The sequence below is a fragment of the Nonomuraea mangrovi genome, from assembly GCF_042681425.1.
Classification (GTDB): domain Bacteria; phylum Actinomycetota; class Actinomycetes; order Streptosporangiales; family Streptosporangiaceae; genus Nonomuraea; species Nonomuraea mangrovi.
In genome coordinates this window covers 19,389-45,572 of record NZ_JBHUFV010000015.1, presented here as the reverse complement: position 1 = coordinate 45,572, position 26,184 = coordinate 19,389, and the positions used below count along the sequence as shown (strand labels likewise).

The 26,184-nt window shown below is 69.5% G+C and carries 31 protein-coding genes; 9 read left to right on the top strand and 22 right to left on the bottom strand.

From position 1 onward, the window contains the following. Position 1 precedes the first annotated feature (1 nt). From ACFSKW_RS07735 to ACFSKW_RS07725, 3 genes are read right to left on the bottom strand one after another with little or no spacing between them, the layout of a single operon-like run. A complete protein-coding gene (locus ACFSKW_RS07735) occupies positions 2-1,465 on the bottom strand; it encodes an NAD(P)H-hydrate dehydratase (protein WP_379570623.1) in 1,464 nt (487 codons plus the stop codon). 10 nt (positions 1,466-1,475) lie between these two features. After that, positions 1,476-1,826: a holo-ACP synthase gene (locus tag ACFSKW_RS07730; protein ID WP_379570621.1), complete on the bottom strand. Its 351-nt coding sequence runs from the start codon at positions 1,824-1,826 to the stop codon at positions 1,476-1,478. Positions 1,827-1,845: 19 nt separating this feature from the next. After that, positions 1,846-2,247: an alkaline phosphatase PhoX gene (locus ACFSKW_RS07725; RefSeq protein ID WP_379571503.1), complete on the bottom strand. Its 402-nt coding sequence runs from the start codon at positions 2,245-2,247 to the stop codon at positions 1,846-1,848. A gap of 99 nt (positions 2,248-2,346) precedes the next feature. Between ACFSKW_RS07725 and coaA the strand changes: the two genes are divergently transcribed. Next, positions 2,347-3,249 (top strand): type I pantothenate kinase, encoded by a 903-nt coding sequence (gene coaA, locus ACFSKW_RS07720; RefSeq protein ID WP_379571501.1) that lies wholly within the window; start codon positions 2,347-2,349, stop codon positions 3,247-3,249. Here the strand turns inward: coaA and ACFSKW_RS07715 are convergent. Then, positions 3,221-3,355 carry a hypothetical protein gene (locus ACFSKW_RS07715; RefSeq protein ID WP_379570619.1) on the bottom strand — a complete coding sequence of 45 codons (135 nt, stop codon included), beginning with the start codon at positions 3,353-3,355 and terminating at the stop codon, positions 3,221-3,223. The two genes, coaA and ACFSKW_RS07715, sit on opposite strands and share 29 nt — an antisense overlap. A gap of 64 nt (positions 3,356-3,419) precedes the next feature. Between ACFSKW_RS07715 and ACFSKW_RS07710 the strand changes: the two genes are divergently transcribed. Genes ACFSKW_RS07710 through ACFSKW_RS07690 form a run of 5 tightly spaced genes read left to right on the top strand, consistent with a single transcriptional unit; the run spans position 3,420 to position 7,760 of the window. Beyond that, on the top strand, positions 3,420-4,364 hold the full coding sequence (locus tag ACFSKW_RS07710) for a DUF389 domain-containing protein (RefSeq protein ID WP_379570617.1): 945 nt from the start codon (positions 3,420-3,422) through the stop codon (positions 4,362-4,364). A 28-nt stretch (positions 4,365-4,392) separates the two neighbouring features. Further along, positions 4,393-5,286, top strand: a complete 894-nt coding sequence (locus tag ACFSKW_RS07705; protein ID WP_379570615.1) for an ABC transporter ATP-binding protein — start codon at positions 4,393-4,395, stop codon at positions 5,284-5,286. After that, the gene (locus ACFSKW_RS07700; RefSeq protein WP_379570613.1) at positions 5,279-6,133 is read left to right on the top strand and encodes an ABC transporter permease; all 855 of its coding nucleotides are present in this window, start codon (positions 5,279-5,281) and stop codon (positions 6,131-6,133) included. The genes ACFSKW_RS07705 and ACFSKW_RS07700 overlap by 8 nt, the downstream gene beginning before the upstream one ends. Continuing rightward, positions 6,130-7,044 carry an ABC transporter ATP-binding protein gene (locus tag ACFSKW_RS07695; RefSeq protein WP_379570611.1) on the top strand — a complete coding sequence of 305 codons (915 nt, stop codon included), beginning with the start codon at positions 6,130-6,132 and terminating at the stop codon, positions 7,042-7,044. The genes ACFSKW_RS07700 and ACFSKW_RS07695 overlap by 4 nt, the downstream gene beginning before the upstream one ends. Next, entirely contained in the window at positions 7,044-7,760 is a 717-nt protein-coding gene (locus tag ACFSKW_RS07690) for an ABC transporter permease (protein WP_379570609.1), read from the top strand. The genes ACFSKW_RS07695 and ACFSKW_RS07690 overlap by 1 nt, the downstream gene beginning before the upstream one ends. 108 nt (positions 7,761-7,868) lie before the next feature. Here the strand turns inward: ACFSKW_RS07690 and ACFSKW_RS07685 are convergent, their stop codons facing one another. From ACFSKW_RS07685 to rplM, 4 genes are all read right to left on the bottom strand, one after another. Continuing rightward, the gene (locus ACFSKW_RS07685; protein WP_379570607.1) at positions 7,869-8,375 is read right to left on the bottom strand and encodes a hypothetical protein; all 507 of its coding nucleotides are present in this window, start codon (positions 8,373-8,375) and stop codon (positions 7,869-7,871) included. A gap of 129 nt (positions 8,376-8,504) precedes the next feature. Beyond that, positions 8,505-9,854 carry a phosphoglucosamine mutase gene (glmM, locus tag ACFSKW_RS07680; protein WP_379570605.1) on the bottom strand — a complete coding sequence of 450 codons (1,350 nt, stop codon included), beginning with the start codon at positions 9,852-9,854 and terminating at the stop codon, positions 8,505-8,507. 1 nt (position 9,855) lies between these two features. Continuing rightward, positions 9,856-10,380 (bottom strand): 30S ribosomal protein S9, encoded by a 525-nt coding sequence (gene rpsI, locus ACFSKW_RS07675; RefSeq protein WP_379570603.1) that lies wholly within the window; start codon positions 10,378-10,380, stop codon positions 9,856-9,858. Positions 10,381-10,406: 26 nt separating this feature from the next. Further along, positions 10,407-10,850, bottom strand: a complete 444-nt coding sequence (rplM, locus tag ACFSKW_RS07670) for a 50S ribosomal protein L13 (protein WP_379570601.1) — start codon at positions 10,848-10,850, stop codon at positions 10,407-10,409. A 307-nt stretch (positions 10,851-11,157) separates the two neighbouring features. Between rplM and ACFSKW_RS07665 the strand changes: the two genes are divergently transcribed. The 3 genes from ACFSKW_RS07665 to ACFSKW_RS07655 all read left to right on the top strand — a co-directional run bounded on the left by ACFSKW_RS07665 (position 11,158) and on the right by ACFSKW_RS07655 (position 16,082). Continuing rightward, positions 11,158-11,907: a CAP domain-containing protein gene (locus ACFSKW_RS07665; protein ID WP_379570598.1), complete on the top strand. Its 750-nt coding sequence runs from the start codon at positions 11,158-11,160 to the stop codon at positions 11,905-11,907. A gap of 35 nt (positions 11,908-11,942) precedes the next feature. After that, entirely contained in the window at positions 11,943-12,746 is an 804-nt protein-coding gene (locus ACFSKW_RS07660; protein ID WP_379570596.1) for a hypothetical protein, read from the top strand. A gap of 195 nt (positions 12,747-12,941) precedes the next feature. Next, positions 12,942-16,082 (top strand): hypothetical protein, encoded by a 3,141-nt coding sequence (locus tag ACFSKW_RS07655; RefSeq protein WP_379570595.1) that lies wholly within the window; start codon positions 12,942-12,944, stop codon positions 16,080-16,082. Between the two features lie 194 nt (positions 16,083-16,276). Here ACFSKW_RS07655 and truA read toward each other — a convergent pair whose 3' ends face one another. From truA to secY, 14 genes are all read right to left on the bottom strand, one after another. Next, on the bottom strand, positions 16,277-17,143 hold the full coding sequence (gene truA, locus ACFSKW_RS07650; RefSeq protein WP_379570593.1) for a tRNA pseudouridine(38-40) synthase TruA: 867 nt from the start codon (positions 17,141-17,143) through the stop codon (positions 16,277-16,279). Between the two features lie 71 nt (positions 17,144-17,214). Next, positions 17,215-17,763, bottom strand: a complete 549-nt coding sequence (gene rplQ / locus ACFSKW_RS07645) for a 50S ribosomal protein L17 (RefSeq protein WP_379570591.1) — start codon at positions 17,761-17,763, stop codon at positions 17,215-17,217. Between the two features lie 196 nt (positions 17,764-17,959). Further along, positions 17,960-18,976 (bottom strand): DNA-directed RNA polymerase subunit alpha, encoded by a 1,017-nt coding sequence (locus tag ACFSKW_RS07640; RefSeq protein ID WP_358143223.1) that lies wholly within the window; start codon positions 18,974-18,976, stop codon positions 17,960-17,962. Between the two features lie 288 nt (positions 18,977-19,264). Continuing rightward, entirely contained in the window at positions 19,265-19,891 is a 627-nt protein-coding gene (rpsD, locus tag ACFSKW_RS07635; RefSeq protein WP_358143225.1) for a 30S ribosomal protein S4, read from the bottom strand. A gap of 20 nt (positions 19,892-19,911) precedes the next feature. Further along, positions 19,912-20,316 (bottom strand): 30S ribosomal protein S11, encoded by a 405-nt coding sequence (gene rpsK / locus ACFSKW_RS07630; RefSeq protein WP_020542285.1) that lies wholly within the window; start codon positions 20,314-20,316, stop codon positions 19,912-19,914. A 45-nt stretch (positions 20,317-20,361) separates the two neighbouring features. Continuing rightward, positions 20,362-20,742, bottom strand: coding sequence for a 30S ribosomal protein S13 (rpsM, locus tag ACFSKW_RS07625; protein ID WP_183650839.1), 381 nt, complete (start codon positions 20,740-20,742; stop codon positions 20,362-20,364). Between the two features lie 189 nt (positions 20,743-20,931). Beyond that, positions 20,932-21,045, bottom strand: a complete 114-nt coding sequence (gene rpmJ, locus ACFSKW_RS07620; RefSeq protein ID WP_003956441.1) for a 50S ribosomal protein L36 — start codon at positions 21,043-21,045, stop codon at positions 20,932-20,934. 25 nt (positions 21,046-21,070) lie between these two features. Then, complete coding sequence (gene infA / locus ACFSKW_RS07615) at positions 21,071-21,292, bottom strand: translation initiation factor IF-1 (RefSeq protein WP_012887858.1); 222 nt, start codon at positions 21,290-21,292, stop codon at positions 21,071-21,073. Between the two features lie 402 nt (positions 21,293-21,694). Continuing rightward, positions 21,695-21,985, bottom strand: a complete 291-nt coding sequence (locus tag ACFSKW_RS07610) for a hypothetical protein (protein WP_379570588.1) — start codon at positions 21,983-21,985, stop codon at positions 21,695-21,697. A gap of 227 nt (positions 21,986-22,212) precedes the next feature. Continuing rightward, complete coding sequence (locus tag ACFSKW_RS07605; protein ID WP_379570586.1) at positions 22,213-22,608, bottom strand: hypothetical protein; 396 nt, start codon at positions 22,606-22,608, stop codon at positions 22,213-22,215. A 96-nt stretch (positions 22,609-22,704) separates the two neighbouring features. Beyond that, entirely contained in the window at positions 22,705-23,094 is a 390-nt protein-coding gene (locus tag ACFSKW_RS07600) for a DUF1707 SHOCT-like domain-containing protein (protein WP_379570584.1), read from the bottom strand. A gap of 35 nt (positions 23,095-23,129) precedes the next feature. Further along, positions 23,130-23,939, bottom strand: coding sequence for a type I methionyl aminopeptidase (gene map, locus ACFSKW_RS07595; protein ID WP_379570582.1), 810 nt, complete (start codon positions 23,937-23,939; stop codon positions 23,130-23,132). A gap of 229 nt (positions 23,940-24,168) precedes the next feature. Beyond that, positions 24,169-24,819, bottom strand: coding sequence for an adenylate kinase (locus ACFSKW_RS07590; protein WP_379570581.1), 651 nt, complete (start codon positions 24,817-24,819; stop codon positions 24,169-24,171). After that, positions 24,819-26,135 carry a preprotein translocase subunit SecY gene (secY, locus tag ACFSKW_RS07585; protein ID WP_379570579.1) on the bottom strand — a complete coding sequence of 439 codons (1,317 nt, stop codon included), beginning with the start codon at positions 26,133-26,135 and terminating at the stop codon, positions 24,819-24,821. The genes ACFSKW_RS07590 and secY overlap by 1 nt, the downstream gene beginning before the upstream one ends. Positions 26,136-26,184: the final 49 nt, after the last annotated feature.

The following is a 26,184-nucleotide window of genomic DNA, read 5'->3' as shown; positions in this document are numbered from 1 at the left end:
GTCAGCTCCGCCGACCACCTGAGCGTGATTCGCCTCTCAGAGATCGGATGGCCGAGGGCACGGCGTCGGCCACGTCGGCCGCGGCCAGCGGCGCGCCGTCGGAGGCGATGCGCCCGGCGAGCCCGTGCAGGAAGGCCGCGCACGAGCCCGCGTCGTACGGTGTGAGCCCTGCGGCCAGCAGCGCCCCTCCGACCCCTGACAGCACGTCGCCCGTGCCGCCCGTCGCCAGCCACGACGAGCCCGTCAGGTTGACCCTGACCGGCCTCTCATCCTCGGCGATCAGCGTGGTCGACCCCTTGAGCAGCACCGTCACGCCGAGCTCGGCGGCCGCCCTGCGCGCGTGCTCGAGCCTGCTCGCCTCCACCCTGTCGCCCGGCACGCCGATCAGCCGCGAGAGCTCCCCCGCGTGCGGGGTGATCAGCACGGGTGCGGCGCGGCGCAGCAGACCGCGGTCCCTGGACACGATCGTGAGCGCGTCGGCGTCGAGGAGCACGGGCACGTCGGTGGCCAGCACCCCGGCGACCAGTTCGTGGGCCCAGTCGCCGGTGCCGAGCCCTGGCCCCGCCACCCAGGCCTGGACCCGTCCGACGCCGGCGATCGAGGGATGGTCCAGCTCCGTGACGACGGCCTCGGGCCAGCGCGCGCGCACCTGCTGAACCGGCGGGGCCGTACCGGCGTAGCGGACCATGCCCGCGCCCGCCCGCAGCGCCCCGCCGACCGAGAGGACCGCCGCGCCGGTGTAGCGGTCGCTGCCGGCGGCGATGCCGATCACGCCCCTGCGGTACTTGTCGGACTCCGCGCCCGGCCTCGGCAGCAGGCCCTCCACGTCCTCGGCGGTCAAAGCGGCCACGTCGGGGTCGGGCAGGTAGGGGCCGAGCCCGATGTCGATCACTTCGAGCAGGCCCACCTTGGCGGCCCCTGGGTCGACGAGCAGCCCGGTCTTGCAGGCTCCCATCGTCACCGTGACGTGCGCGTCGACGGCGACGCCCGCGACGCGGCCGGTGCTGGAGTCGACGCCGCTGGGCACGTCGACCGCGACCATCAGCGCGTCGACCGCGTTCGCCTCGGCGACCAGCGACGCGTACGGCTCGCGCAGCGCCCCCGACGCTCCGATCCCGACGAGCCCGTCGACGACGAGTTCGGGGGCGCCCACCTCCTCGACGACCCTGCCGCCCGCCTCGAGGAAGGCCGCCAGCCCCTCGGCGTGCGTCTTCGACCCGGCGAGGATCGCCTCCACCCTGGCTCCGCGACGGGCCAGCCGCTCACCGGCGTAGAGGGCGTCGCCTCCGTTGTCGCCCCTGCCGACGAGCAGCAGCACCCGCGAGCCGTACACCCTGCCGAGCAGGCTCGCGCAGACGGAGGTCAGGCCCGCGGCCGCGCGCTGCATCAGCGTGCCCTCGGGAAGCGTGGCCATCAGCGCGAGCTCGGCTGCCCTGATCTGGTCGGCGGTGTAAGCGGTGCGCACGTGTCAGAACCTAACCCTCGGCGATCACGTAGGCCATGGCGATACCCGCGTCGTGGGTGAGCGAGACGTGCCAGCGCTTCACGCCGAGACCGTAGGCGACCTCGGCGGCCTGGCCGCTGACGTGCAGTTCGGGCTTGCCGTCGTCGCCCGAGCGGATCTCGGCGTCGAGGTGGCTGAGGCCCGGCGGCGCCCCGAGCGCCTTGGCGACGGCCTCCTTGGCCGCGAACCTGGCCGCCAGCGACTGCGGGCCGAGGGTCCGCTCCGTCTCGGTGAACAGCCGGGAGCGCAGCCCCGGCGTGCGCGCCATCGTCGCCTCGAACCTGGCCACGTCGACGACGTCCACCCCGATGCCCAGAATCATTCACCCAGCGTAACCAGGATCAGAAGGCTCCCCAGTGCCACGGGCCCCAGATGGCGATCGACAGGCCTTCGGACGACTGCACGTTGACGTACAGCGTCTGGCCGCCGGGGCCGAACGTCGAGCCTGCGAACTCCGCGCCGGGGTCGCCGTCGACGGGTGCCGGCCGGGAGAAGTCGAAGATCTCACCGCGCCGGGTGATGCCGCGCAGGTAGTTGTCGGCGCCGCCGTCCTCGCACAGCACCAGCGTGCCCCTGGGGCTGGTGGTGATGTTGTCGGGCAGGTCGAGCACCATCGAGCCCGGCGACTCGTAGACGAGCCTGAGCCGTCCGCTCCAGGTCTCGTTGGCGGCGTGCCTGGCGGGCCCGCCGGTGGGCGATCGGAGAGGAAAGGAATCATGTACCCGGTTTCCTCTCGCCGTAATCCCAGGCGGTTATCCACAGGCTGTGCACAATGGACCGGGACACCCACGAACCGACCAAGCTTTCACGGTCAATAGGCTTTCAGGGTGAACAACGGCTACGTGGACCTGAGCAGGGAGCAGTGGAGCGAGCTCCGCAAGAACACGCCCTTGACTCTCACCGCAGACGAGCTGGAAGACCTCCGTGGCGTCGACGATCCCATCGATCTCGCCGAGGTCACCGACATCTACCTCCCCCTGACCCGGTTGCTGAACCTCCACTTCACCGGGTCCAAGCAGCGCAGCAGCGTGCTGAGCGCGTTCCTCGGCAACGACGAGCAGCGCGTGCCGTACATCCTGGGCATCGCCGGCAGCGTCGCGGTCGGCAAGTCGACCACGGCGCGGCTGCTCAGGACGCTGCTGGCCCGATGGCCCGAGCACCCGCAGGTCGCCCTGATCACCACCGACAGCTTCCTCTACCCCAACCAGGTGCTGGAGGCCAGGGGGATCATGCACCGCAAGGGCTTCCCCGAGAGCTACGACCGCCGCGCCCTGGTCCGTTTCGTCGCCGAGGTGAAGGCGGGCGCGGCCGAGGTGCATGCCCCCGTCTACTCCCACCTGGAGTACGACATCGTCCCCGGCGCGACCCAGGTCGTGAAAAAGCCTGACATCCTCATCATCGAGGGCCTCAACGTGCTGCAGCCCGCCCCGCCCACCGCGCTCGCCGTCAACGACTACTTCGACTTCTCCATCTACGTCGACGCCAAGGTCGAGGACATCCGCACCTGGTACGTCCACCGCTTCCACCAGCTGCGCCGCACCGCCTTCGAGGACCCCAAGTCGTACTTCAAGTACATCGCCGAGCTCTCCGAAGAGGAGGCCACCGCGTTCGCCAAGAACGTGTGGCGCGACATCAACGAGCGCAACCTCGTCGAGAACATCCTCCCCACCCGCGGGCGCGCAGGCCTGGTGCTCAAGAAGGGCCCCGACCACGCCATCAAGCGGGTACGGCTGCGCCGTACCTGACGACGACCTCCTCCATCACGAACGCCGCGAACCTGCTCTGACACCCCAGATCGTCGATGTCGGCGAACCAGCAGGGCTCGCCTTCCTCATGACAGCTGATCATCATGGACGGCATCCTGGCGACAGGCTGTCAACGCGCTATCAACGTTCGATGGACGACAATGAGGCGCGTGCTGCATCTGCGACTCATCAGCCCTCCTGACCGCACCCACGAAGTGATCGAGGTTCTGGAGGGCTGCACGGGCGTCACGAACATCGCCGTCCTCCCCGGGGCGGCCCGCGCGCCGCGCGGCGACCTGATCTTCTGCGACATGGCCAGGGAGTCCGCCAACGAGGTCATCGACCGCGTCAACTGGCTGGAGCAGGAGGGCTCGATCGCCGTCGAGCACATCGACCTGTCGATCTCGCGGGCCGCCGAACGGGCCGAGGCCGACGCGCCGGGCGAGGGCGACGACGCGGTGGTGTGGGCCGCGCTGGCCCAGCGCGTCGACGACGACCTCCGGCTCACCTGGGCCTACCTCGCCTTCATCGCGATCGCCGCGCAGCTCGCGGGGATCGGCGTCGTGACCAACTCCCTCGTCCTCATCGTCGGCGCGATGGTCCTCGGCCCCGAGTTCGGCGCGATCGCCGCCGCCTGCTTCGGCCTGCTGACCCGGCGCTGGCGGCTGGTCGGCAGGGCCATCACCACGCTCGCCATCGGCTTCGCGGTCGCGATCGCCATCACCTTCGCCTGCGCCTTCGTCTCCAGGGGGCTCGGCTGGATCGACGCGCGCTCCCTCGACATCGGCCACGAGGAGGTCCAGTTCATCGTCAAGCCCGACCGCTGGTCCTTCATCGTCGCCCTGCTCGCGGGAGCGGCCGGAGTGCTGTCCGTCACCGCGGGCAAGTCCTCGGCGCTGGTGGGTGTCTTCATCTCGGTCACCACCATCCCCGCGGCGGGCTACGCGGCCGTCGCCATGGCTCTCGGCAACTGGCCGGAGGTCGGCGGGTCCGCGCTGCAACTCGCCGTCAACATCGCCGGCATGGTCATCTCCGGTACGGCCGTGCTGTACGTGCAGCGCCGCATCTGGCCCCAGGGGATGAGCCGCGGTTCGTCCGCGGGGACGAGGCCGTAGGTGGGCCCGCGCGGGTAGTGTCCGGATCATGCACATCCTCGCGACCGAGGGGCTGACCGAACGCTTCCCTGCGGTGACCGCGCTGGACCAGTTGTCCATCACGGTCGACGACGGCGTCACGGGCCTGGTGGGCGCCAACGGAGCGGGCAAGTCGACGCTGATCAAGATCCTGCTCGGCCTCCTGCCGCCCACGGCCGGCCGCGCCGAGGTCCTGGGGCTCGACGTGGTCACGCAGGGCCCCCAGATCCGCAGGCTCGTCGGCTACATGCCCGAACACGACTGCCTGCCGCCCGACGTGTCCGCCACCGAGCTGGTCGTCCACCTCGCACAGATCTCCGGGCTGCCGCGCACCGCCGCCCGCGAGCGCGCGGCCGACGTGCTGCGCCACGTCGGCCTGTACGAGGAGCGCTACCGCGCCATCGGCGGCTACTCCACCGGCATGAAACAGCGGGTCAAGCTCGCCCAGGCGCTCGTCCACGACCCCAAGCTCGTCTTCCTTGACGAGCCGACCAACGGGCTCGACCCGCAGGGCCGCGACGAGATGCTCACGCTGATCAGGCGCATCGGCACCGAGTTCGGCATCAGCGTCCTGGTCACCTCCCACCTGCTCGGCGAGCTCGAACGCGTCTGCGACCACGTCATCGTCATCGACGGCGGGCGGCTGCTGCGATCCAGCGCCATCACCGAGTTCACCCAGGCGACCCAGACCCTCACCGTCGAGGTCGAGGAGGGCGCCGAGCCGCTGGCCGCGAGGCTGGCCGAGCTCGGGCAGTCCGTCACCGCGCACGGCCGCGGCCTGCTGGTCCAGGTCAGCGGCCCCGAGACCTACGACTCGATCCGCGACGCGGTGTCCGATCTCGACCTGTGCCTCATCCGGCTCGAACAGGGCAGGCAGCGAATCGAGGACGTGTTCCGTGTCTGAGATCTACGACATCGGCTACCGCCACTACGAAGGGGTACGGCTCGGCAGGGCCCATGCCGTACGAGCGCTGATCGTCCAGAACCTGCGCAGCGTCTTCGGGCTCGGCCGCAGGGCCCGCAGCAAGCTCATGCCGTTCCTGCTGGCGGGCTCCATGATGCTGCTGCCGGTGATCTCGATCGCGCTGATGGCGACGGTGGGCCGCAGCGACATCGGCTACACCGGCTTCGCCGTCATCATGCAGCCGGTGATCGCCATCTTCCTGGCCTCGCAGTCGCCCACGATCACCGCGCCCGACCTGCGGCACAAGGTGCTGCCGCTGTACCTGTCGCGGCCCATCTCCTCGCTCGACTACGTCGCGGCCAAGGTCGTGGCGATGACGATCGCGCTGTTCGCGCTGGTCGCCATACCGCTGACGGTGATGTTCGTCGGCGAGCTGCTCGTCGACCCGCCGGGCCCGCCGCACATCAAGGAGTACGTCGCGTCCGTCGTCACGGCGCTGGTGCTGGCGCTGCTGCTGTCCACGTTCGGGCTGGCGCTCGCCTCCTTCACCCCGCGCCGCGGCCTGGGCGTCGCCTCGGTCATCGCGGTGTACCTGCTCGCCTCGGCCGTGCAGACCGCGCTCTTCGGGGCCTTCGAGTCGCTCGGCCGTTCCGACCTGGCCGAGTGGTCGTGGCTGATCAACCCGTTCTTCCTCGTCGACGTGGTGCAGTCGTGGCTGTTCGGCACCCCGCCCGCCGGCGGCTTCAGCTACCCGCCAGGCGCCGTCGCCGCTCTCGCGATCGTCGCGCTCATCGCGGCGAGCCTGGCCGCGTTCATCCTCCGCTACCGGAAGGCGGCCTCCCGGTGAAGATCGAGCTCGCCCAGGCCTCGCGTTGGTACGGCAACGTGGTGGCCGTCAACGACGTCACCATGACCATCGGCCCTGGCGTCACGGGTCTGCTCGGCCCGAACGGCGCGGGCAAGTCCACGCTGCTGCACATGATGGCCGGCTTCCTGGCCCCCTCCGGCGGCACGGTCACCCTCGACGGCGACAAGACGTGGAAGAACCACCACATCTACCGACACATCGGCCTGGTCCCCGAGCGTGAGGGCATCTACGGCTTCCTCACCGGCTGGCAGTTCGTGCTCTCGGCGGCCAAGCTGCACGGCTTGGCCGCACCCGAGGACGCCGCCAAGAAGGCCCTGGCGATGGTCGAGATGGAGGCGGCGAAGGACCGCCGCGTCGAGACGTACTCCAAGGGCATGAAGCAGCGCGTCAAGGTCGCGGCCGCTCTCGTCCACGACCCGCAGGTGCTGCTGCTCGACGAGCCCTTCAACGGCATGGATCCGCGCCAGCGGCTCCAGCTCATGGACCTCATCACCGCGATGGGCACGGCGGGCAAGACGATCCTGTTCAGCTCGCACATCCTGGAGGAGGTCGAGCGCGTCGCCCAGCACATCGAGGTCGTCGTCGCGGGACGGCACGCCGCCTCGGGTGACTTCCGCCAGATCCGCCGTCTGATGACCGACAGGCCGCACCTGTTCAGGATCCGGTCGAGCGACGACAGGAAGCTGGCCGCCGCGCTGATCGCGGACAGCTCGGCGGCGGGCGTGGTGCTCACTCCCAACGGGCTGGAGGTCCAGGCCGCGGAGTTCCGCCGCTTCACCTGGCTGCTGCCGCGCGTGGCCCGGCACGAGGGCGTCCACCTCCTCCAGGTGTCCCCCGCCGACGAGGACCTGGAGAGCGTCTTCGCCTACCTGATCACAAGGAGCTCGTAGTGAACGGCGTCGTAGCGGGCATCACCTACCGCGCGGTACTCGGCCGCCGCCGCATCCTGCTGCTCATCCTGCTCCCCGTCGCCCTGGTCGCGATGGCGGTGCTGCTGCGGCTGGTCGGCAACACGGACGAGCGCTCGGCGGTCACGCTCATGCAGAGCTTCGCCATCGGGACCATGCTGCCGCTGCTCGGCCTGATCGCCGGCACCGGCGTGATCGCACCGGAGATCGACGACGGCACCGTCCTGCACCTGCTGTCCAAGCCGATCTCGCGCCCCGTCATCGCCCAGACCAAGTTCGCCGTGGCCGCCTCGCTGCTGGCCGTCTTCGCCGGGGTGCCCACCTTCCTGTCGGCGTGGCTGCTGGTGGGCGGGGAGTCGGGCATCGCCGGCGGCTTCACCGTGGGAGCGCTGTGCGGCGGGATCGCCTACGCGGCGGTGTTCCTGCTCCTGGGGGTCATCACCAAGCACGCGGTCACCTTCGGGATCATCTACGCGCTGGTGTGGGAGGGGCTGATCGGCAACCTGGTGCCGGGGGCGCGGCAGTTCTCGGTCCAGCAGTGGGCGAAGTCGATCGCCGACCAGATCAGCTCGTCACCGTTCCTGTCGACGGACGTGAAGCCGGGGTTCGCGATCCCCGCCCTGATCGTGGTCACGGTCGGCGCCGTGGTGTGGGCGGGGCAGCGGCTGCGCGCCTTCTCCCTGACCGGCGACGAGTGACCCGCCGAAGTCCCGCCGCCCGGGCCGAGCACCCTGTCATGGGCATCGCCCGCCCCGCGCCCCGATCCCGCGGGCGCGGAGCGGGCGTCCTCTCTGGCAGGGAAGGCCTCAGGAGGGGAAGTTCTTCGGGTCGACGCCACTGGTCGTCGCGTTGCCGCCGATCGCGGGCTTGAGCGTGAGCGTCCAGATCGTCGCCGACGTCGAGCTTGTCGTGTATCTCAGCGTGTCGTCGAAGCGCCGGTACACCGCGTAGCGCGTGAACCGCCCCTTCGACGTGCTGAACCGGTAGCCGCTCGTGTAGAACACCCGGTACGTCCCGTCCTGGATGTCCTTGAGCGTCGCCGTCGACTTGGCGCGGATGTAGAAGCTCAGCGCCTTCTTCTTACCCTTGACCAGCGTGACGACCGCGTCCCTCGTCGTCCCGTTCTTGACCTTGAGGTGGCCCTCTCCGCCGCTGAGACCGGCGTAGAGCACCCGGCCGTTACCGGGCCTGGCCGCCGCGGCCGAGTCTTCCGAAGCCGATACCGCCGAAGCCGACGCGGCCTGCGCGGGGGCGGCGCCGAGAAGGAGTGTCGAGGCGAGAAGCGCTCCAGCGAGCGCGCGTAAGGAATTCACGCGGACACTATAAAGAGGTACGGCACGAGCGTGCCGTACCCCTTCGTGTGAGCTCAGCCTCAGCATGAGCTCAGCCGCCGTGCGAGCTCGGTCTTCGGGTGAGCTCGGACGCCGGCGGTTCGGGTGAGTTCAGACGCAGGCGGTGCGGACCACGTCGGCCAGCCGGCCCGCGACCCTGCTGGCCTGCTCCTCCGACGACGCCTCGACCATCACCCTGATCATCGGCTCGGTGCCGCTCGGCCTGATGAGCACGCGCCCCGTCTCGCCCAGCTCCGCCTCGGCCGCCGCCACGGCCTCCGAGAGCTGCGGCGCGGCCGCCTTGCCCCTGTCGACGTCCTTGACGTTGATCAGGATCTGCGGGAGCGCGGTCATCACCGCGGCGAGGTCGCGCAGCGACTTGCCCGACCTGGCCACCACCGACAGCAGGTGCAGCGAGGTCAGCAGGCCGTCGCCCGTCGTCGCGTGGTCGAGCAGGATCACGTGACCGGACTGCTCGCCGCCGAGGTTGAAGCCGTCGGCCTTCATCGCCTCCAGCACGTAGCGGTCGCCGACCGCGGTCTGGACGACCTCGATGCCCGCCTCACGCATGGCCAGCTTGAAGCCGAGGTTGGACATCACGGTCGCGACCACGGTGCTCTTGGCCAGCCGGTTCTCCTCGTGCATGGCCAGCGCCAGGATCGCCATGATCTGGTCGCCGTCGATCATCGCGCCCGTGTGGTCGACGGCCAGGCAGCGGTCGGCGTCGCCGTCGTAGGCGATGCCGAGGTCGGCGCCGCGCGAGATGACGACCTGCTGCAGCTTGTCCAGGTGGGTGGAACCGCAGCCCGCGTTGATGTTGAGCCCGTCCGGCCTGGCGCCGATGGCCTCGACCTGGGCGCCTGCGCGCAGCAGCGCCTCGGGCGCCACCACGCTGGCCGCGCCGTTGGCGCAGTCGACGACGATGTGGAGCCCGTCGAGCCGCCCGTTGAGCGTGTCGAGCAGGTGGGAGATGTAGCGGTCGGCCTCGCCGTACGCTTCGCGCACGCGGCCGACACCAGCGCCCACGGGGCGCTGCCACCGCTCGCCGAGCCGGCGCTCGATCTCGTCCTCGACCGTGTCGGACAGCTTGAAGCCGCCGCGGGCCAGGAACTTGATGCCGTTGTCGGGCGCCGGGTTGTGGGAGGCCGACAGCATGACGCCGAGATCGGCGCCGAGCGCGGCCGTCAGGTGGGCGACGGCGGGAGTGGGCAGCACGCCGAGACGCAGCACATCCACCCCGGACGACGCGAGGCCGGCGACCACCGCCGCCTCCAGGAATTCACCTGAAGCGCGGGGGTCCCGGCCTACGACCGCCACAGGCCGCTTGTGGCCTGTGGCGGTGAAAGCGCCTGCATCGCCGAGGACATGAGCCGCCGCGACCGAAAGGTCCATGGCGAGCTCGGCGGTGAGGTCGCGACCCGCGACCCCACGTACCCCGTCGGTGCCGAAAAGGCGCCCCAATTTAGCGCTTGCTGTACTGCGGAGCCTTGCGGGCCTTCTTGAGGCCGTACTTCTTCCGCTCCGTGGCGCGGGCGTCACGGGTGAGGAAGCCGGCCTTCTTCAGCGGCGGGCGGTTGTTCTCGACGTCGAGGATCGCCAGCGCGCGGGACAGGCCCATGCGGAGGGCACCGGCCTGGCCGGTCACGCCGCCGCCGTCGATGCGGGCGATGACGTCGAAGGCCTCCTCGGCACCGAGCACCACGAAGGGCTCGTTGACGATCTGCTGGTGGACCTTGTTGGGGAAGTAGGTGTCAAGCGAACGACCGTTGATCGTCCACTTGCCGGTGCCGGGGACGATGCGCACGCGGGCGATCGCCTCCTTGCGGCGGCCGGTGCCGTACGAGTTGCCCGTGGTGACGGGCTTGCGCACGGGAGCGTCGGCGCTGGCAGCGGTCTCGGTGGTGTACTCGGACGGGAAGTCCTCGCCGGAGAAGTCCTCCAGCTCGGCCTCGATCACGGCCGTCTCGACACCGGTGGGCTCAGCCACGGTTCTCCTCTAAATCTTTCGAACTACTACTGGGCGATCTGGGTGATCTCGAACGGCACGGGCTGCTGGGCCTGGTGCGGGTGCTCGGACCCGGCGTAAACCTTCAGCTTCTTGGCCATCTTCCTGCCGAGGGCGTTCTTCGGGAGCATGCCCTTGACGGCCTTCTCGACGGCGCGGTCGGGCCGCTTCTCCATCAACTCGCCGTAGGTCACGGAACGCAGACCGCCCGGGTAGCCCGAGTGGCGGTAGGCCTTCTTCTGCTCGAGCTTGTTGCCGCTCAGCGCAATCTTGTCGGCGTTGATGACGATGACGAAGTCACCGGTGTCGACGTGGTTGGCGAAGATCGGCTTGTGCTTACCGCGGAGCAGGGTCGCGACGTGGCTGGCCAGCCGGCCCAGCACCACGTCAGTAGCGTCGATGACGTACCACTGACGCTGGACGTCGGCGGGCTTCGGTGTGTACGTGCGCACGGTCGTAGCCTTCTTTAATCGCGTCTTCGGCGCTGTCGGATGCGACAGCTCTATGGTCGGTCGGTGCGGGCGCACGACAGCCCGGACCTTCCGTCTCCAACAGATGGGAGATGACGCCGGACGCGCCGCGCATCGGTCACAGACGGACCGACTCGCATACAACGAACGCTAAGGTTACCGCCACTCGAGGACACGGGTCAAAACGAGCGGAGACACCGGGGGACAGTCTACGTGCGGCACGGTTCTGTTTCGGTTAGCTGTAACCCCTTCTCCAGCAATATCTACCGTCCCTATCGTTGACTGCGGTATGTGGCAGACCCCTCACACCCGGCACACCCAGCCAAGATCGCGGCGCCGGAACCTGCTGGGTCTCCTCGCCTGCCTGCTCGCGGTCCTGTTCGCCGGCGTGCTCATCGGCAGGCTGTCGGTCAACCGCCTTGACGCCTCCGACCAGGTCTACCTCAACAACACGGCCCCGCCGGCCGTCACCCCCACCCCTTCGGTCTCGGCGCCGCAGAAGAAGCCGAGCGCGCGCCTGGAGAGCCGCCCTCGCCGTACGCTCAAGACCACGCCGACGTCGAGGCCCACGGCGCAGGCGCGCAAGAAGCTGACCGAGGTGCCTGGAGAGGTGCCAGGCGATCCCACCACCGTGCTGGGCTCGCCGTTGCTGGAGATCTCCCCCGGCCTCGCCGCCCAGGTCGTCAGGCTCACCAACGCCGCCCGCGCCCGCAAGGGGTGCGCCCCGCTGCGGGTCGACCGGCGGCTGACGAGTTCGGCGCGCGCCCACTCGCTGGAGATGGCCGAGTCGGGCCTGTTCTCCCACGACTCCCCCGACGGCGCCTCGCCCTGGAAGCGCATGGAGCGGGCCGGCTACCGCGACGGCGCGGCGGAGAACATCGGCCGCGGCTACGTCTCGGCGGAACAGGCGGTGCGCGGCTGGATGGACAGCCCCGCACATCGCCGCAACCTCCTGCATTGCGGCTATCGCGCGGTCGGCGTAGGCGTCGTGTCGGGCCCCGGCGGCCCCTGGTGGACCCAGGACTTCGGGTTTTCGTGACCTCGCCGACGGTCAACCCCGGCTAATCTCAGCCCATGGGTTCCACCAAGAAGACCGACGAAACCCCCACCCAGCAGCGCAGCGCGATGTGGAGCCCCTATGACGAGGGCCCGCGCTCGCGCACACCGCTCTGGTTCGCCCTCGGCGGCCTGCTCGTCCTCGGGGCGCTCGTGGCGGGTCTCGTGGTGATGTGGAACTCCGAGGGTCCCGACCCGACGGCCGACCCCGTGGGACGGGCGAGCGCGCCGCCCGCCGACCAGCCCGTGGCCCCCGCCGACAAGTACGGCTTCGCCGCCGCCCGCGAGACCGACCCCGACGCGCTCACGCAGAAGGAGCTCTTCCCCAAGAAGAAGTTCACGGTCTCCGGCCGCTCCTATGAGGTGACGACCCTCAAGACCGACAAGAAGTGCGGCGACGCGGCCGAGGGCGACAAGCTCGACAAGGCGCTCAAGTCAGCCAAGTGCACGCAGCTCATCCGGGCCACCTTCAAGGACAAGTCCGGCAAGGTCATCGGCACCGTCGGCGTCGCCAACCTGGTCGACGGCAAGGGGGCGGCCAAGGTCGCCGCCTCCGTGCGCGCCAAGGGCGAGAGCAAGCTGTTCGTGAAGCCGCTCGCGGGCAAGGACGACATCACCAAGTTCATCGGCGCGGGCGAGGCCAGTGTCCACGTGGCCACCCACGGCCACTACGCGGTCATGCTGTACGTCCAGTTCAAGGACGGCCACAAGCCCGACAAGAAGGACGCCAAGCAGCTCTCCCAGGCCAGCGTCGACGTGACCAAGGCGACGGTGTACCCGGCGCTCGACTCGCGTTCGCTCAGCGGCCGCCGCGGAGGATGAAACCGCCCAATCAATCCCGAAAGGGATCAAACTTCCCGGCCGATCCGCCCGAGAACACCCATACGGGCATGGCGATCTCCTGACTATGGTTAGGCTCCCCCTATGCGTGGCCAGGAATCTGGGTCTGAGCACGAGCGCGAAACGGACGGCTCAGCCGCACCGGCGACGCCACCGCCGAGTTTCGGCAGGCCGACGGTGCAGGCCCCATCAGCCCTCCAGGAAGGCGCCTACGGCGCGTCGCACGGCGACGCGCTGGCGGCGCCTTCGTACGCCGACCTCCCCGCCGGCCAGGTGATCGACTCCGATACGGTCCCGGCCCGGCCCCCCATCCCCGTCTACCAGGGGCCGCCGCCCGACCTGCCGGCCCCCGAGCCCGCGCAGGCTCCTGACGCGGGTCAGCCCATGACTCCCGCGGTCAACAGCCCCTGGGCCCCCGAGCCCGCGGCCCCGTCGAGCGGTCCGTGGAGCTCCGAACTCACGGCCCCGTCGGACGGTCCGTGGAGCCCCGAGCCCGCCGCCCCGGCGGGCGCCCAGGGACCATGGGGCCCATCGGCCGCTCCGGAGCCGGGCACGCCCTGGTCTCCCGAGCCGCCGGCCTCCGCGGACGCGGGAAGCCCGTGGACGCCCGAGCCGCCCGCGTCCCCGGACGCGGGAAACCCGTGGGCGCCCGAGCTCTCCGGCGGGCACCCTTCCGGTGGACAGGACGCGGGTCAGCCCGTGGAGGGCGCGACGATCGAGCGCCCCAGACCCGACAGGCCGCTGCCCGCCTTCCCCGGCGTGCCCGCGGAGACCTGGTCGGCCGCGGCCCAGCCGTGGGAGCAGACGGAGGACGGCCGGCCCTACGACTGGTTCGCCGACCCCGAGCCCGGCGCGGAGACCACGTCGCCGCAGCCCGGCTCCGTACCCGCTTCACCGCAGCCCGGCTCCGTACCCGCGTCGCCGCCTCCGCCGCAGGGCACGTGGGCGCCGCCCGGGGCCCCGCAGCCGCCCGCGCCCCCTTCCCCCGGCGCACCCCATCTCCCGGCACCCCATCCCCCGGCACCCGGCGCGCCCGACCCCTCGGCACCCGGCGCCGCGCACGCCCCCGTGCCCGGCGCTCCGATGCCCGGCGCTCCGATGCCCGGCGCTCCGATGCCCAGCGCTCCGGTGCCCGGTGTTTCCCCGCCTCCGGCGTTCGGCGGCGAGCCCGCTGCCCAGCACGGTGCCGCGTGGACCCCGCCCTCGCCATGGGCGCCCGACCAGCCCCAGACCTCATGGACTCCCGCGCCAGGGCAGGCGCCGCCGCCCCCGTGGTCGCCAGGCCAGTCGCCACAGATCGGATGGCAGCCGCCACAGGGCCCGCAGCCCGAGGGACAGCCGTCGCAGGGACAGCAGACCGAGTGGCAGCCGTCGCCCGGCCCCCAGGCCGAGTGGCCGCCATCACCGGGCCCGCAGGCCGAGTGGCCGCAATCCCCTGGCACGCAAGCCGAGTGGCCGCCATCACCCGGCACGCAAGCCGAGTGGCCGCCATCACCGGGCCCGCAGGCCGAACCGTGGAAGCCGTCCCCAGCGGCGTGGCAGGCCGAGCCCGACCAGGCCGGCTGGCAGCCCCCACAGGCCTTCACCGCGGCCGCCGCGGGCATGAAGGTCTGGCCGTCCTCCACGACGGACGCGCCCGCCATGCCCCCGTGGCCCGCCGCGACCGGTGAGCCGATCGACGACCACGACGGGCCGCAGGAGGCCCAGGCCACCGATCCGAGCATGACGGTCCCGATCTCCCACAGCGCCGAGCCCGGCGACGTGCCGGTCTGGCCGCCGCACCCTCCTGGCGCCGACCACGCTGACGAACGCATCCCCGACCTGCCGTTCGACAGCGCCACGTGGGGGCGGGCCAAGGGCGACCAACCGCCCGCCGACGTGCTGGACGACCCTCCCGCCGACCGCGCCGCCACCCCGGAGGCACCCGCACTCGGCGCCTCCCCGGCCGCAGGCGCGCCCAGCACGGACAACAGCGCCGCCGGCGCGCCCGGCCCGAACGCCACTGCCGCAGGCGTGTCCGGCCCGAACGTCACCGCCGCAGGCGTGTCCAGCCCGAACGTCACCGCCGCGGGCGCGCCCGGCACCGACCTCGCTCTTACAGGCGCGCCCGGCACCGACCTCGCTCTTACAGGCGCGCCCGGCACCGACCTCGCTCTTACAGGCGCGTCAGGCCACGGCTCGCCCGCTTCGGACGCCCGGGGAGCCCAGGCCTCGCCGAACGACACGCAGCCCGACGGCCTGCCAGGCGACGGCGCTCCAGGAAACGACGCCGCAGGAAACCGTGCGCCAGGAGACGGTGCGCCAGGAACCGACGGGTCACGAACCGACGTGTCAGGGGACGACGCGCCCATCGGCGGCACGACAGGGAGCGACGCGCCGCACGACCACCCGTTCCCGACCGATGGAGCCATCCCGCTGCCCGCCATCCCGCCCCCAGCCGGCCTTCCCGCGCTTCCCGCCCCGTCCGGCGGCGCCCCCGCCGTACCGGCCGGAGCCTCCCCCGCCGACCTGCCGACGCCGCCGCACGGCACGCCTGCCGCGACCTTCGACCCGTTCTCGCCCGTGTCGCAGGGCGGCATCGCGCCCCCGCCCGAGCCGCCGGCCAAGGAGCCGAGCACGGGCAGGAAGGCGCTGATCGCCGGTGTCGGCGTCCTCGTCGTGCTGGGAGTCGCCACCGGCGGCTTCTTCGCCTACCGGTCGATGAGCACAGGACAGCCGGCCGAGGCGAGCGCTTCGACGGCGACCGGCGCCGTGCCGTCCGTCTCGGACACCGACGACCCGCTGGCCAACTCGCTGCTCAACTCCGAGGGCACCGACCCCGAGAAGATGTCGATCAACGAGGCGTTCCCCGAGCAGAAGGTGGACCTGGGCGGACGCGTCTACACGCGCGTGAAGGTCGACATGTCCGACGACTGCCGGCAGGCCGCCGCCGGCCCGTTCGCCACGGCCCTGCAGGACCAGAAGTGCAGTCGCGTACTGCGGGCGACCTACGTCGACGACAAGAAGCGCTACGCGATCAGCACGGGCATCGCCGTCCTGCCGAACAAGGAGGCGGCCGCGGCCGCCGACCAGGCCAAGGACCTCGACAAGAACCTGTGGTTCCGTCCGCTGACCGGCCCGACGTCCAGCGGCGCCGACCGGATCCACATCGCGGGCGGGTACGCCGCTGGGCTGCTGTGGGGCCGCTACATCGTCTTCAGCTACGCGACGTTCGCCGACGGCCACACCCCGACCGCCAAGGAGAAGGGCCTGGGCGACGTCAGCGGCGCCTTCCGCGACCACACCTCGCTGGTGCTGGAGCGCAGGATCACCGAGTAGTAGCGCGGGCTCCGCGGGATCACCCGACCCCGCGGACCCCGCTGGACGACTCCCGCGGACCCGCTGGACGACTCCCGCTGACCCCTCTGGACGACTCCTGCTGACCCCCTGGGAGACTCCCGCGGACCCCGCTGGATCACCCCGACCCCTCGGCCCTGCTGGATCACCACCACGCGGGCGGGCGATCCCGGGAGTCAGTCCGTGAGGGTGCGGACCCTGCGGGTCGCGGCCGCCCTGGCGGCCAGCTCGTCGTCCGCCGGGTAGCTGACCTCTTCAAGGCACAGCCCGTGCGCGGGCGCGACGTGCACGCCCGAGTCCCGTACGGCGCCCGCGAGCACTCGCGCAGGCCATTCCACGGGTCGCCTGCCGTCTCCCACGGCGAGCAGGCAACCGACGAGCGCCCTGACCATGGAGTGGCAGAACGCGTCGGCCACGACGGTCGCCTCCAGCACGCCCGAGGGCGAGCGCACCCAGTCGAGCCGCTGCAGTTCCCTGATCGTGGTGGCGCCCTCCCGCTTCTTGCAGAAGGCGGCGAAGTCGTGCTCGCCCAGCAGGTGCGCGGCCCCCGCGATCATCGCGTCGAGGTCCAGCGGCCGCGTGTGCCAGACGATCTCGTCGCGCCGCAGCGGGTCGACGCCGCCGGGCGCGTCGTGAACGCGGTAGACGTAGCGCCGGGAGAGCGCGGAGAACCGTGCGTCAAAGCCCTCAGGAGCCACGCTGACGCGATGAACGCGTACATCCGGCGGCAGGACCCCGGCCAGCCGTCTGAGGAGCGTGGCGAGCCGCTCATCGATGCTTTCCTCGGCGGGCGGCTCGCCCTTGCGCCGGTTGCGCTCCAGCTCGCCGAGCGCGGTCACCGGCAGATCGACATGGGCGACCTGCCCGCGTGCGTGGACGCCCGCGTCCGTCCTGCCCGCCACGGTGAGCGAGACCTCTCCCAGCCGGAGGATCTTGCCGAGCGCGTCCTCGAGCTCGCCCTGCACCGTGCGCCGCCCCGGCTGGCGGGCCCAACCGGAGAAGTCGGTGCCGTCGTAGCCGAGGTCGAGGCGAAGCCGTACCACGATCACCCCTCCTGGATGAAATGGGGAAGGCCCGGCACCCAGAAGGGTGCCGGGCCCGTGGGCCTGAAAGATCAGGCCTCGTCCTTCTTCGCCTCGTCGGCGGGAGCCTCGGCGGCCTCGCCGGCCTCCGCGGTCTCGGCGCTCTCCTCGGCCTGAGCCTCGGCGCTCTCCTCGACGACCTCCTCCACGGCCTCGGCGGCCGGGGCGGCGGCCGGAGCCGCAGCGGCGGCGGGAGCCGTACGGCCGGTGGTGACCTGGTTCAGCGCCTCGGTCACCAGCTCGATGACCGCCATGGGCGCGTTGTCGCCCTTACGGTTACCGATCTTGGTGATGCGGGTGTAGCCACCGGGACGCTCGGCGAAGGTCACCGCGATCTCGGTGAAGAGGTGGTGGACGACGCCCTTGTCCTTGACGACGGTCAGCACCTGGCGACGGTTGTGGATGTCGCCCTTCTTGGCCTTGGTGATCAGGCGCTCCGCCAGCGGGCGGACGCGCTTGGCCTTGGTCACGGTGGTGGTGATGCGGCCGTGGCGGAACAGGTCCGTGGCGAGGTTCGCCAGGATCAGCCGCTCGTGAGCCGGGCTGCCGCCAAGACGTGCACCCTTGGTGGGCTTGGGCATTGCGTTCTCCTTGAGAGTGAACCCGCCCCGGCCGTGTCAGGTACCGGAGTCGAGCCGCCAGGCCGCCACGAGGGCGGCCCGCGATATCCAGCTGCGTCGGCCCGGGACGTCCCCGGGCGTCTCGATGTCCCGGTCTCCCGGGACGGATCGAGCGAGAGGGCCTCGTGGACACCGCCACGAGACCCCGCGCCGCGATCTAGTACTGCTCGGTCTCGACGTACGCGCTGTCGTCGTCGTCGTAGCCGCCGCCGGCCACCGCGCTCGGGTCGAACCCGGGCGGGGAGTCCTTGAGCGCCAGCGACATCTCGTGCAGCTTCTGCTTGACCTCTTCGATGGACTTGGCGCCGAAATTCCTTATGTCGAGCAGGTCCTGCTCGCTGCGGGCCACGAGCTCACCCACGGTGTGGATGCCCTCGCGCTTGAGGCAGTTGTAGGAACGGACCGTGAGGTTGAGCTCCTCGATCGGCAGCGCCAGGTCCGCGGCCAGGGCCGCGTCCGTCGGCGAGGGACCGATGTCGATGCCCTCGGCCTCGACGTTGAGCTCGCGGGCCAGCCCGAACAGCTCGACCAGGGTCTTGCCCGCGGAGGCCACCGCGTCGCGGGGCTTCATCGCGGCCTTGGTCTCGACGTCGAGGATCAGCCGGTCGAAGTCGGTGCGCTGCTCGACACGGGTCGCCTCGACCTTGTAGGTGACCTTGAGCACCGGGGAGTAGATGGAGTCGATCGGGATACGACCGATCTCCTGGCCCGGCTGCTTGTTCTGCGCGGCGGAGACGTAGCCGCGACCGCGCTCGACGGTCAGCTCCATCTCCAGCTTCGCCTTGCCGTTCAGGGTGGCGATGCGCAGCTCGGGGTTGTGCACCTCGACACCGGCCGGAGGCGCGATATCGGCTGCGGTGACCTCGCCGGGGCCCTGCTTGCGCAGGTACATCACGACGGGCTCGTCGTGCTCGGAGGAGACGACCAGTTCCTTGAGGTTGAGGATGATGTCGGTGACATCTTCCTTCACGCCGGGAACGGTCGAGAACTCGTGCAGCACGCCCTCGATGCGGATGCTCGTCACGGCCGCGCCCGGGATGGACGACAGCAGCGTGCGACGCAGCGAGTTGCCGATGGTGTAGCCGAAGCCCGGCTCCAGCGGCTCGATGACGAACTTGGACCGGGTCTCGTCGATCGACTCTTCCAGAAGAGTCGGACGCTGAGCGATCAGCATGCTTCGGGATCTCCCCTTGTCGTGTGGCGCCCGCTATATGACGCCACTCCGATAAACAGCCTAAATGGGGTACGGCATGCCGTACCCCATCCGTCCCCCTCCGGCCAGGAAACCCAAGCCGTCGGGGAAGCCTGCCGGCGCCCCGACCCCGGAAATCCGGGGCCGAACGCCTCTTCCACGAACCCTGGCCGGCGCGCCCGCGCGGGGCCCGCCGCCGGTTCCCCCAAGAAACCCTCGCCCGAGAAGGCGAGCCGTGGCGGCGCGCCAGGGGCGCGCCGCCCGGAAGGGCTACTTGGAGTAGAGCTCGACGATCAGCTGCTCCTGGACCTGGGTGTCGATCTGCTGGCGAACCGGCAGCTGGTGAACCAGGACGCGGAGCTTCTCCGGCACGACGCCCAGCCAGGCCGGGATCGTCTTGTCGCCCGCGGTCGCCTTGGCGACCTCGTAGGGCAGCAGGTTGACGGCCTTCTCGCGGACCTCGACGATGTCGTGCTCGCGCACGCGGTACGACGGGATGTCGACCTTCTTGCCGTTCACCAGGATGTGGCCGTGACGGACCTGCTGGCGAGCGGCGTCGCGCGACTGGGCGAAACCGGCGCGGTAGACCACGTTGTCGAGACGGCTCTCCAGGATCTGGAGAAGGTTCTCGCCGGTCTTGCCGCCCTTCTTGTTGGCTTCCTCGTAGTAGTTGCGGAACTGCTTCTCGAGGACGCCGTAGATGCGGCGGGTCTTCTGCTTCTCACGAAGCTGGAGCTGGTACTCAGACTCCTTCGGACGGCCGCGACCGTGCTCACCCGGCGGGTAAGGACGGATCTCGATGGGGCACTTCGCGGACTCACACTTGCTGCCCTTGAGGAAGAGCTTGGTCTTCTCGCGACGGCAGAGCTTGCAGTCCGCACCCGTGTAACGAGCCATTTCTCACTATCTCCTGGGTGTCAGACGCGGCGGCGCTTCGGCGGACGGCAGCCGTTGTGCGGAACCGGGGTCACGTCCTGGATGGAGCCGACCTCGAGGCCCGTCGCCTGCAGCGAACGGATCGCGGTCTCACGGCCGGAGCCGGGGCCCTTCACGAAGACGTCGACCTTGCGCATGCCGTGCTCCATGGCGCGGCGGGCGGCGTTCTCGGCGGCCATCTGCGCGGCGAACGGGGTGGACTTACGGGAGCCCTTGAAACCCACGTGGCCGGCGCTGGCCCAGGAGATCACGTTCCCGTTCGGGTCGGTGATCGAGACGATCGTGTTGTTGAACGTGCTCTTGATGTGGGCGTGCCCGTGAGCGACGTTCTTCTTTTCCTTGCGGCGCACCTTCTTGGGCGCACCCTGGCGGCTCTTAGGAGGCATTCTTTGCCTTCACTCCTGAGTTCATCGGTCCCGCGGCTGCGAGGACTACTTCTTACCGGGCTTCTTCTTACCGGCGACGGTCTTCTTCTTGCCCTTACGGGTGCGCGCGTTGGTCTGCGTGCGCTGGCCGTGGACGGGAAGACCCTTGCGGTGGCGGATGCCCTGGTAGCAACCGATTTCGATCTTGCGACGGATGTCGGCCTGGACCTCGCGGCGCAGGTCACCCTCGATCTTGTAGTTCGCCTCGATGTAGTCACGCATCGGGACGAGCTCTGCGTCGGAGAGCTGGTGCACGCGGAGGTCGCCGCTGACGCCGGTGGCCTGGAGGATCTCCAGGGCGCGGGTGCGGCCGATTCCGTAGATGTAGGTGAGAGCGATCTCCAGCCGCTTTTCGCGGGGGAGGTCGACGCCAACCAGGCGAGCCATGGTCGGGCATTCTCCTTCACTGTGGCGGAGGTCTTGCGCCCCACTCCCCTCCCCATGCCCGGGGTGAGGGCCCCGGCCTCCGACCGGGGGTGGCCCACTCGCGTGGGTGTGACGCGCGATTACTGATTCAGACTTCTCATGCGTCGAGTCCGCTCCCCAGCAGGGGCGGACTCGGAGAAGCCTTCGCGACTAGCCCTGACGCTGCTTGTGGCGCAGGTTGTCGCAGATCACCATGACGCGACCGTGCCGGCGGATCACCTTGCACTTGTCGCAGATCTTCTTGACGCTCGGCTTAACCTTCATAGTCCTTCGTGATTCCTCAGACGTTTTACTTGTATCGGTAGACGATCCGCCCACGACTCAGGTCGTAAGGGCTCAGTTCCACGACTACCCGGTCGTCCGGCAGGATTCGGATGTAGTGCATCCGCATCCGTCCGCTGATGTGGGCCAGGACCTTATGGCCGTTGTCGAGTTGCACCCTGAACATCGCGTTCGGGAGCGACTCAACCACAGTGCCCTCGATCTCGATGGCGCCGTCTTTCTTGGCCATGTCCCTCGCGTTTCACTGATCGGTCGTCTGAGGTATCGGATCACTAAGCAGCCGCGGCCATCCGCATCGAATGAGAGCGGCGGTCTGCAGGACCGCCAACACAGGATGGCCATAGTGAGCCGACTAAGGAGTGTACGACACCCAGCGGGAAAATGCGAAACGCCCATGCCAGGTGTCCTGACACAACCATAGGCAAGGCTACCCCAGATCCGCGGCTACTCAGGCCGCTCGGCATCCGCCGTGGATGCCACAGCCCGGGCCGACGGCGCCGGCGTCAGCGCGAGAACCCAGGCGCCAGCCCGAGGACCCAGGCGCCAGCCCGAGGGCCCAGGCGCCGGCCCGAGGGCGACGTGCCCGCCCGCCCCTGCGGCCGCCGACACGCGGGAGCGGGCGGGCACGTGCTCATGGGACGTTGTCACGTCCTGGAGGGCGCCTCCTCCTTGCGACGAAGGCCGCGGTGCCGCCCACCGCGACGAGGACGGCCAGCGCGCCGGCCAGCCACGCGCCGCGGGCTGACCGGCCCACCATGTCAGGGCCGCCCCCGCCGAGGTGCGGCCCGGCCGGACGCCGTCCGGCCGGTTCGATGCCGGGCCTGGTCTGGTTCGGCGTCGCGGAAGCGTACCGCCCACCCTGCGGTACGGCTCCCGCCGTCAGCGACCCGATCACCATGCCGGTGACCGCGATCCACGCCAACAGCCCGCAACACCGCCTCAGGCCCATCGTCCCCCCATTGCGATGGTTCCATCGTCAAAGATCACCTACCCGGCGTGATCACCGCCAACTGCGACCAGCGGTAAAGAGTGGGTCTATTGCCTGCCGTACCAGGGCAGAGAAGCGCGAAGGCCCGCCGGTGACCGTGTCACCGGCGGGCCTTCCATGTCAGAGCCCCCCAGAAGCGCGCGTCACGCGCGCGGGGAACCTCAGTAGATGCGGTGCTTGCTGCCGCAGTTGTCGAACTTCGAGTCGCCCCAGCACGTGTAGGTGTAGATCTTCTTGATGCCGTGGCCACTCCAGGCGTCGCTGGACTTGCCGTCCCAGCCGTGGGAGAACTTGTACCACTTGCCGCCCTTGTAGTACTCGAACCAGACGTAGCCGTGCTTGCCGCCGAACTTCTCCACCCCGTACCACTTCGTGTAGACCTTGCCGTGGGAGCTGAAGGTCTTGCCGTAGGTGTAGGCCTTGCCTTCGCTGGAGAAGTACCTGCCCCAGTTATCCGTGGCGGTCGCCTGAGTGGTGGCGGCCTGGGCGGCGGGGGCGACGGTCAGGCCGGTGATGGCCGCGCCGGCGATGGCTGCTGCTGCGAGAAACTTGCGCATTTCTTCCTCCTGTGAGTGATGTGACACTCACGTTAGGAAGCCGCCGCCAAGCCTTCTGCGGACAAATCCACACAGTGCACTACTGCACAGATGGGGTCATTTCCGATTCGTCCCGAAAATGCTGCTGACCAGCAGCAACGCGCCCCAGGGGCCCGCGACCCACATCGGCCAGAAGTAGCCGCCGAAGTCGGTCAGCAGCCAGATCACCGAGGTCACCGCGACCGCCGACGCCCAGGCCGCCCAGGCGCCCCTCATGCCGGGATGCATTCCCTGCTGCGGGGACTTCGCGGCGGGAACGCGGGCGGGCTGGGCCCGCAGGTCGACGTCGGGCAGGTCGGCGGTCACCCTGGCGAGCTCGCCGTAGGTCTTGCTCTGGTAGACCTGCTCCAGGCGTTCGTTGAACTCCTCGACGGAGATCCGGCCCTGGGCGGTGTGCTCGCGGAGGACGGCGGCCACCCGATCGCGGTCGACATCCGATGCACGCATTTCGGGGCTCTGCGCCATCCCCACCACTTCCCGCTTCAGCTCAGCAGTTGCGAAAGGCGCTCTTTGCCCCCATCGAGGGCGGTAAGCACCCAAGGACCATTATGTGTCACGGCGACGCTGTGTTCGAAGTGTGCGGAGGCCTTGCCGTCGATCGTGACGACGGTCCAGTCGTCGTCCAGCACGCGGGTGCGGGCCGTCCCCATGTTGACCATGGGCTCGATCGCCAGGCACATGCCCGCCTCGAGGGCAGGGCCCCGTCCCGGGCGTCCGTGGTTGGCCACCCAGGGGTCCATGTGCATCTCGGTGCCGATGCCGTGCCCGCCGTACTCCTGCGGGATGCCGTACTTGCCCTGGGACCTGACGTACTTCTCGACCTCGTAACCGACGTCCGACAGGTGCCGGCCGACGCCCAGCGCGGCGATGCCGCGCCACATCGACTCCTCGGTCACCCGCATCAGCTCCGTGAGCGCGGGCGCGACCTCTCCCACCGGTACGGTCACCGCCGAGTCGCCGTGCCACCCCTCGAGAATCGCCCCGCAGTCGATCGAGATGATGTCGCCCTCGCGCAGCTTGCGCTCGTTCGACGGGATCCCGTGAACGACCTCGTGGTTGACCGACGCGCAGATCGTCGCGGGAAAGCCCTGGTAGCCCTTGAAGGACGGGATCGCGCCCTCGTCCCTGATCGCCTTCTCGGCGATCGCGTCCAGGTCGAGCGGTGTCATGCCCGGCTCAACCGAGCGCCTCAACAGGTCCAGCGTCCGCCCGACCACCAGACCGGCCGCGCGCATCTTCTCCAGTTGCTCCGGCGACTTGATCTGGATTCCATGTCTGTTCTTCTTGAACAAGTTCGACACCCCCCAGGGTGGTTCAACGGGCGAACACTGGAGCCCAATTCCCCCACAGTGGGCCTGATCACGCAATACTCATGTGAACCGCGCCTCCACTGTTAGAGCAGCTCAAAGGGCTCCGAACAGCAGGCCAGGCGGCTGAGCGACCGGATGGCGGAAGATCCCGACCACGCCTGGCATGAATAACGCCGACCCTGATCAACAGGGTCGGCGTCATCGGTTCGTGCTAGCCGGCGTAGGGCCGGATCTCCTTCATCGCCCGCTGGGTGACCTCTTCGACGGGGCCTGTCGCGTCCACCCCGACCAGGATGTCCTCGTCGGCGTAGAAGCGGATCAGTGGCGCGGTCTGCTGCTGGTAGACCTCCAGGCGGTGCCTGACAGTCTCCTCCTTGTCGTCGTCACGCTGGAACAGCGTGCCGCCGCAGGCGTCGCAGACGTCGTCCCTCTTGTCGTCGAACTCGACGTGCCAGATGCGGCCGCACTGGCTGCAGGTGCGCCGTCCGGCCAGGCGGCGGACGACCTCCTCGTCGTCGACCACGAGCTCCAGGACCAGGTCGAGCTTCTGCCCCCAGTCCTTCAGCATGTCGCGGAGGATCTCCGCCTGAGGGACGGTACGGGGGAAGCCGTCGAGCAGGAAACCGTCCTGCGCGTCGTCCTCGGACAGACGGTCGCGGACCATGGCGATGGTGACCTCGTCGGGCACGAGGTCGCCACGGTCCATGAAGGTCTTGGCGAGCTTGCCGAGCTCCGTGCCGCCCGAGACGTTGGCACGGAAGATGTCACCTGTCGAGATCTTCGGGATGGACAGGTTCGATGCGATGAACTGGGCCTGTGTCCCCTTACCCGCTCCGGGGGGCCCGACCAGAACGAGACGCACTACCGCAGGAAGCCTTCGTAGTTACGCTGCTGCAGCTGGCTCTCGATCTGCTTCACCGTGTCAAGGCCGACACCAACCATGATCAGGATGCTCGTCCCTCCGAACGGGAAGTTCTGGCTGGCCCCCGAGATCGCCAGTGCGATGATCGGCACCATCGAGATGAGGCCGAGGTAGAGCGCACCGGGAGCGGTCAGGCGGGTCAGAACGAAGTTCAGGTATTCGGCCGTGGGCCGACCCGGACGGATGCCCGGGATGAACCCACCGTACTTCTTCATGTTGTCGGCGACTTCAGCGGGGTTGAAGGTAATCGACACGTAGAAGTACGTGAAGAACACGATCAGCACGAAGAAGGTGATCATGTAGACCGGCGTGTCACCCGTGACGAGGTTCCGCGAGATCCACTCGACCACGGGGTTGACGCTGTCCGTGGACGTGTTCGCGAACAGCGACACCAGCAGCTGCGGCAGGTAGAGCAGCGAGGACGCGAAGATGACCGGGATGATGCCGGCCTGGTTGACCTTCAGCGGAATGTAGGTCGAGGTGCCGCCGTACATCCTGCGGCCGACCATGCGCTTGGCGTACTGCACCGGGACCCGGCGCTGAGCCTGCTCGACGAAGACCACCGCGGCGATCATGAAGACACCGACCACCATCACGACGGCGAAGGTGAACGGGTTGACGCGGTAGATGTTCAGCAGCTCGGACGGGAAGACCGCGATGACCTGCGTGAAGATGAGGATCGACATGCCGTTGCCGACGCCGCGGTCCGTGACGAGCTCGCCCAGCCACATGATGACCGAGGTGCCCGCCGTCATGATGACGACCATCGTCACGATGCTGAAGACGTTGTCGGGATCGAGCAGGATCTGCTGGTTGCACTGCGGGAACAGCTGCCCGGAGCGCGCCAGCGCGATGAAGGCGGTCGACTGCAGGATGCCGAGGCCGATGGTCAGATAACGCGTGTACTGCGTGATCTTCGTCTGCCCGGCCTGGCCCTCCTTCTTCAGGGCCTCGAGCCGCGGGATGACCACGACGAGGAGTTGCAGGATGATGCTCGCGGTGATGTACGGCATGATGCCCAGCGCGAACACCGACAGCTTCAGCAGAGCGCCGCCGCTGAACAGCTGCACCATGCCGTAGAGGTTGCCGGAGTCACCGGCCTGCGCCTGTGCGAGACAGGTGCGAATATTCTCGGTGTGAACACCCGGAGTCGGAAGAACCGAGCCGAGGCGGAACAGCGCGATGATGCCCAGAGTGAAGAGCAACTTCTTGCGCAGGTCCGGCGTCCGGAACGCCCGGGTAAACGCGGTCAGCACGGTCCCTCCAGCACGCCGTGATGGCGGTATGGGTCTGCGATGGTGCGGG

Bases quoted from the DNA above. Each gene is read 5' to 3' on its own strand.
- ACFSKW_RS07640 (WP_358143223.1), bottom strand. From the start codon at position 18,976: ATGCTGATCGCTCAGCGTCCGACTCTTCTGGAAGAGTCGATCGACGAG.
- rpsD (WP_358143225.1), bottom strand. From the start codon at position 19,891: ATGGCTCGTTACACGGGTGCGGACTGCAAGCTCTGCCGTCGCGAGAAG.
- ACFSKW_RS07665 (WP_379570598.1), top strand. From the start codon at position 11,158: ATGTGGCAGACCCCTCACACCCGGCACACCCAGCCAAGATCGCGGCGC.
- ACFSKW_RS07605 (WP_379570586.1), bottom strand. From the start codon at position 22,608: ATGCGCAAGTTTCTCGCAGCAGCAGCCATCGCCGGCGCGGCCATCACC.
- ACFSKW_RS07705 (WP_379570615.1), top strand. From the start codon at position 4,393: ATGCACATCCTCGCGACCGAGGGGCTGACCGAACGCTTCCCTGCGGTG.
- ACFSKW_RS07600 (WP_379570584.1), bottom strand. From the start codon at position 23,094: ATGCGTGCATCGGATGTCGACCGCGATCGGGTGGCCGCCGTCCTCCGC.
- ACFSKW_RS07730 (WP_379570621.1), bottom strand. From the start codon at position 1,826: ATGATTCTGGGCATCGGGGTGGACGTCGTCGACGTGGCCAGGTTCGAG.
- ACFSKW_RS07715 (WP_379570619.1), bottom strand. From the start codon at position 3,355: ATGATGATCAGCTGTCATGAGGAAGGCGAGCCCTGCTGGTTCGCCGAC.
- rpmJ (WP_003956441.1), bottom strand. From the start codon at position 21,045: ATGAAGGTTAAGCCGAGCGTCAAGAAGATCTGCGACAAGTGCAAGGTG.
- rplQ (WP_379570591.1), bottom strand. From the start codon at position 17,763: ATGCCCAAGCCCACCAAGGGTGCACGTCTTGGCGGCAGCCCGGCTCAC.
- ACFSKW_RS07660 (WP_379570596.1), top strand. From the start codon at position 11,943: ATGGGTTCCACCAAGAAGACCGACGAAACCCCCACCCAGCAGCGCAGC.
- rpsM (WP_183650839.1), bottom strand. From the start codon at position 20,742: ATGGCTCGCCTGGTTGGCGTCGACCTCCCCCGCGAAAAGCGGCTGGAG.
- infA (WP_012887858.1), bottom strand. From the start codon at position 21,292: ATGGCCAAGAAAGACGGCGCCATCGAGATCGAGGGCACTGTGGTTGAG.
- rpsK (WP_020542285.1), bottom strand. From the start codon at position 20,316: ATGCCTCCTAAGAGCCGCCAGGGTGCGCCCAAGAAGGTGCGCCGCAAG.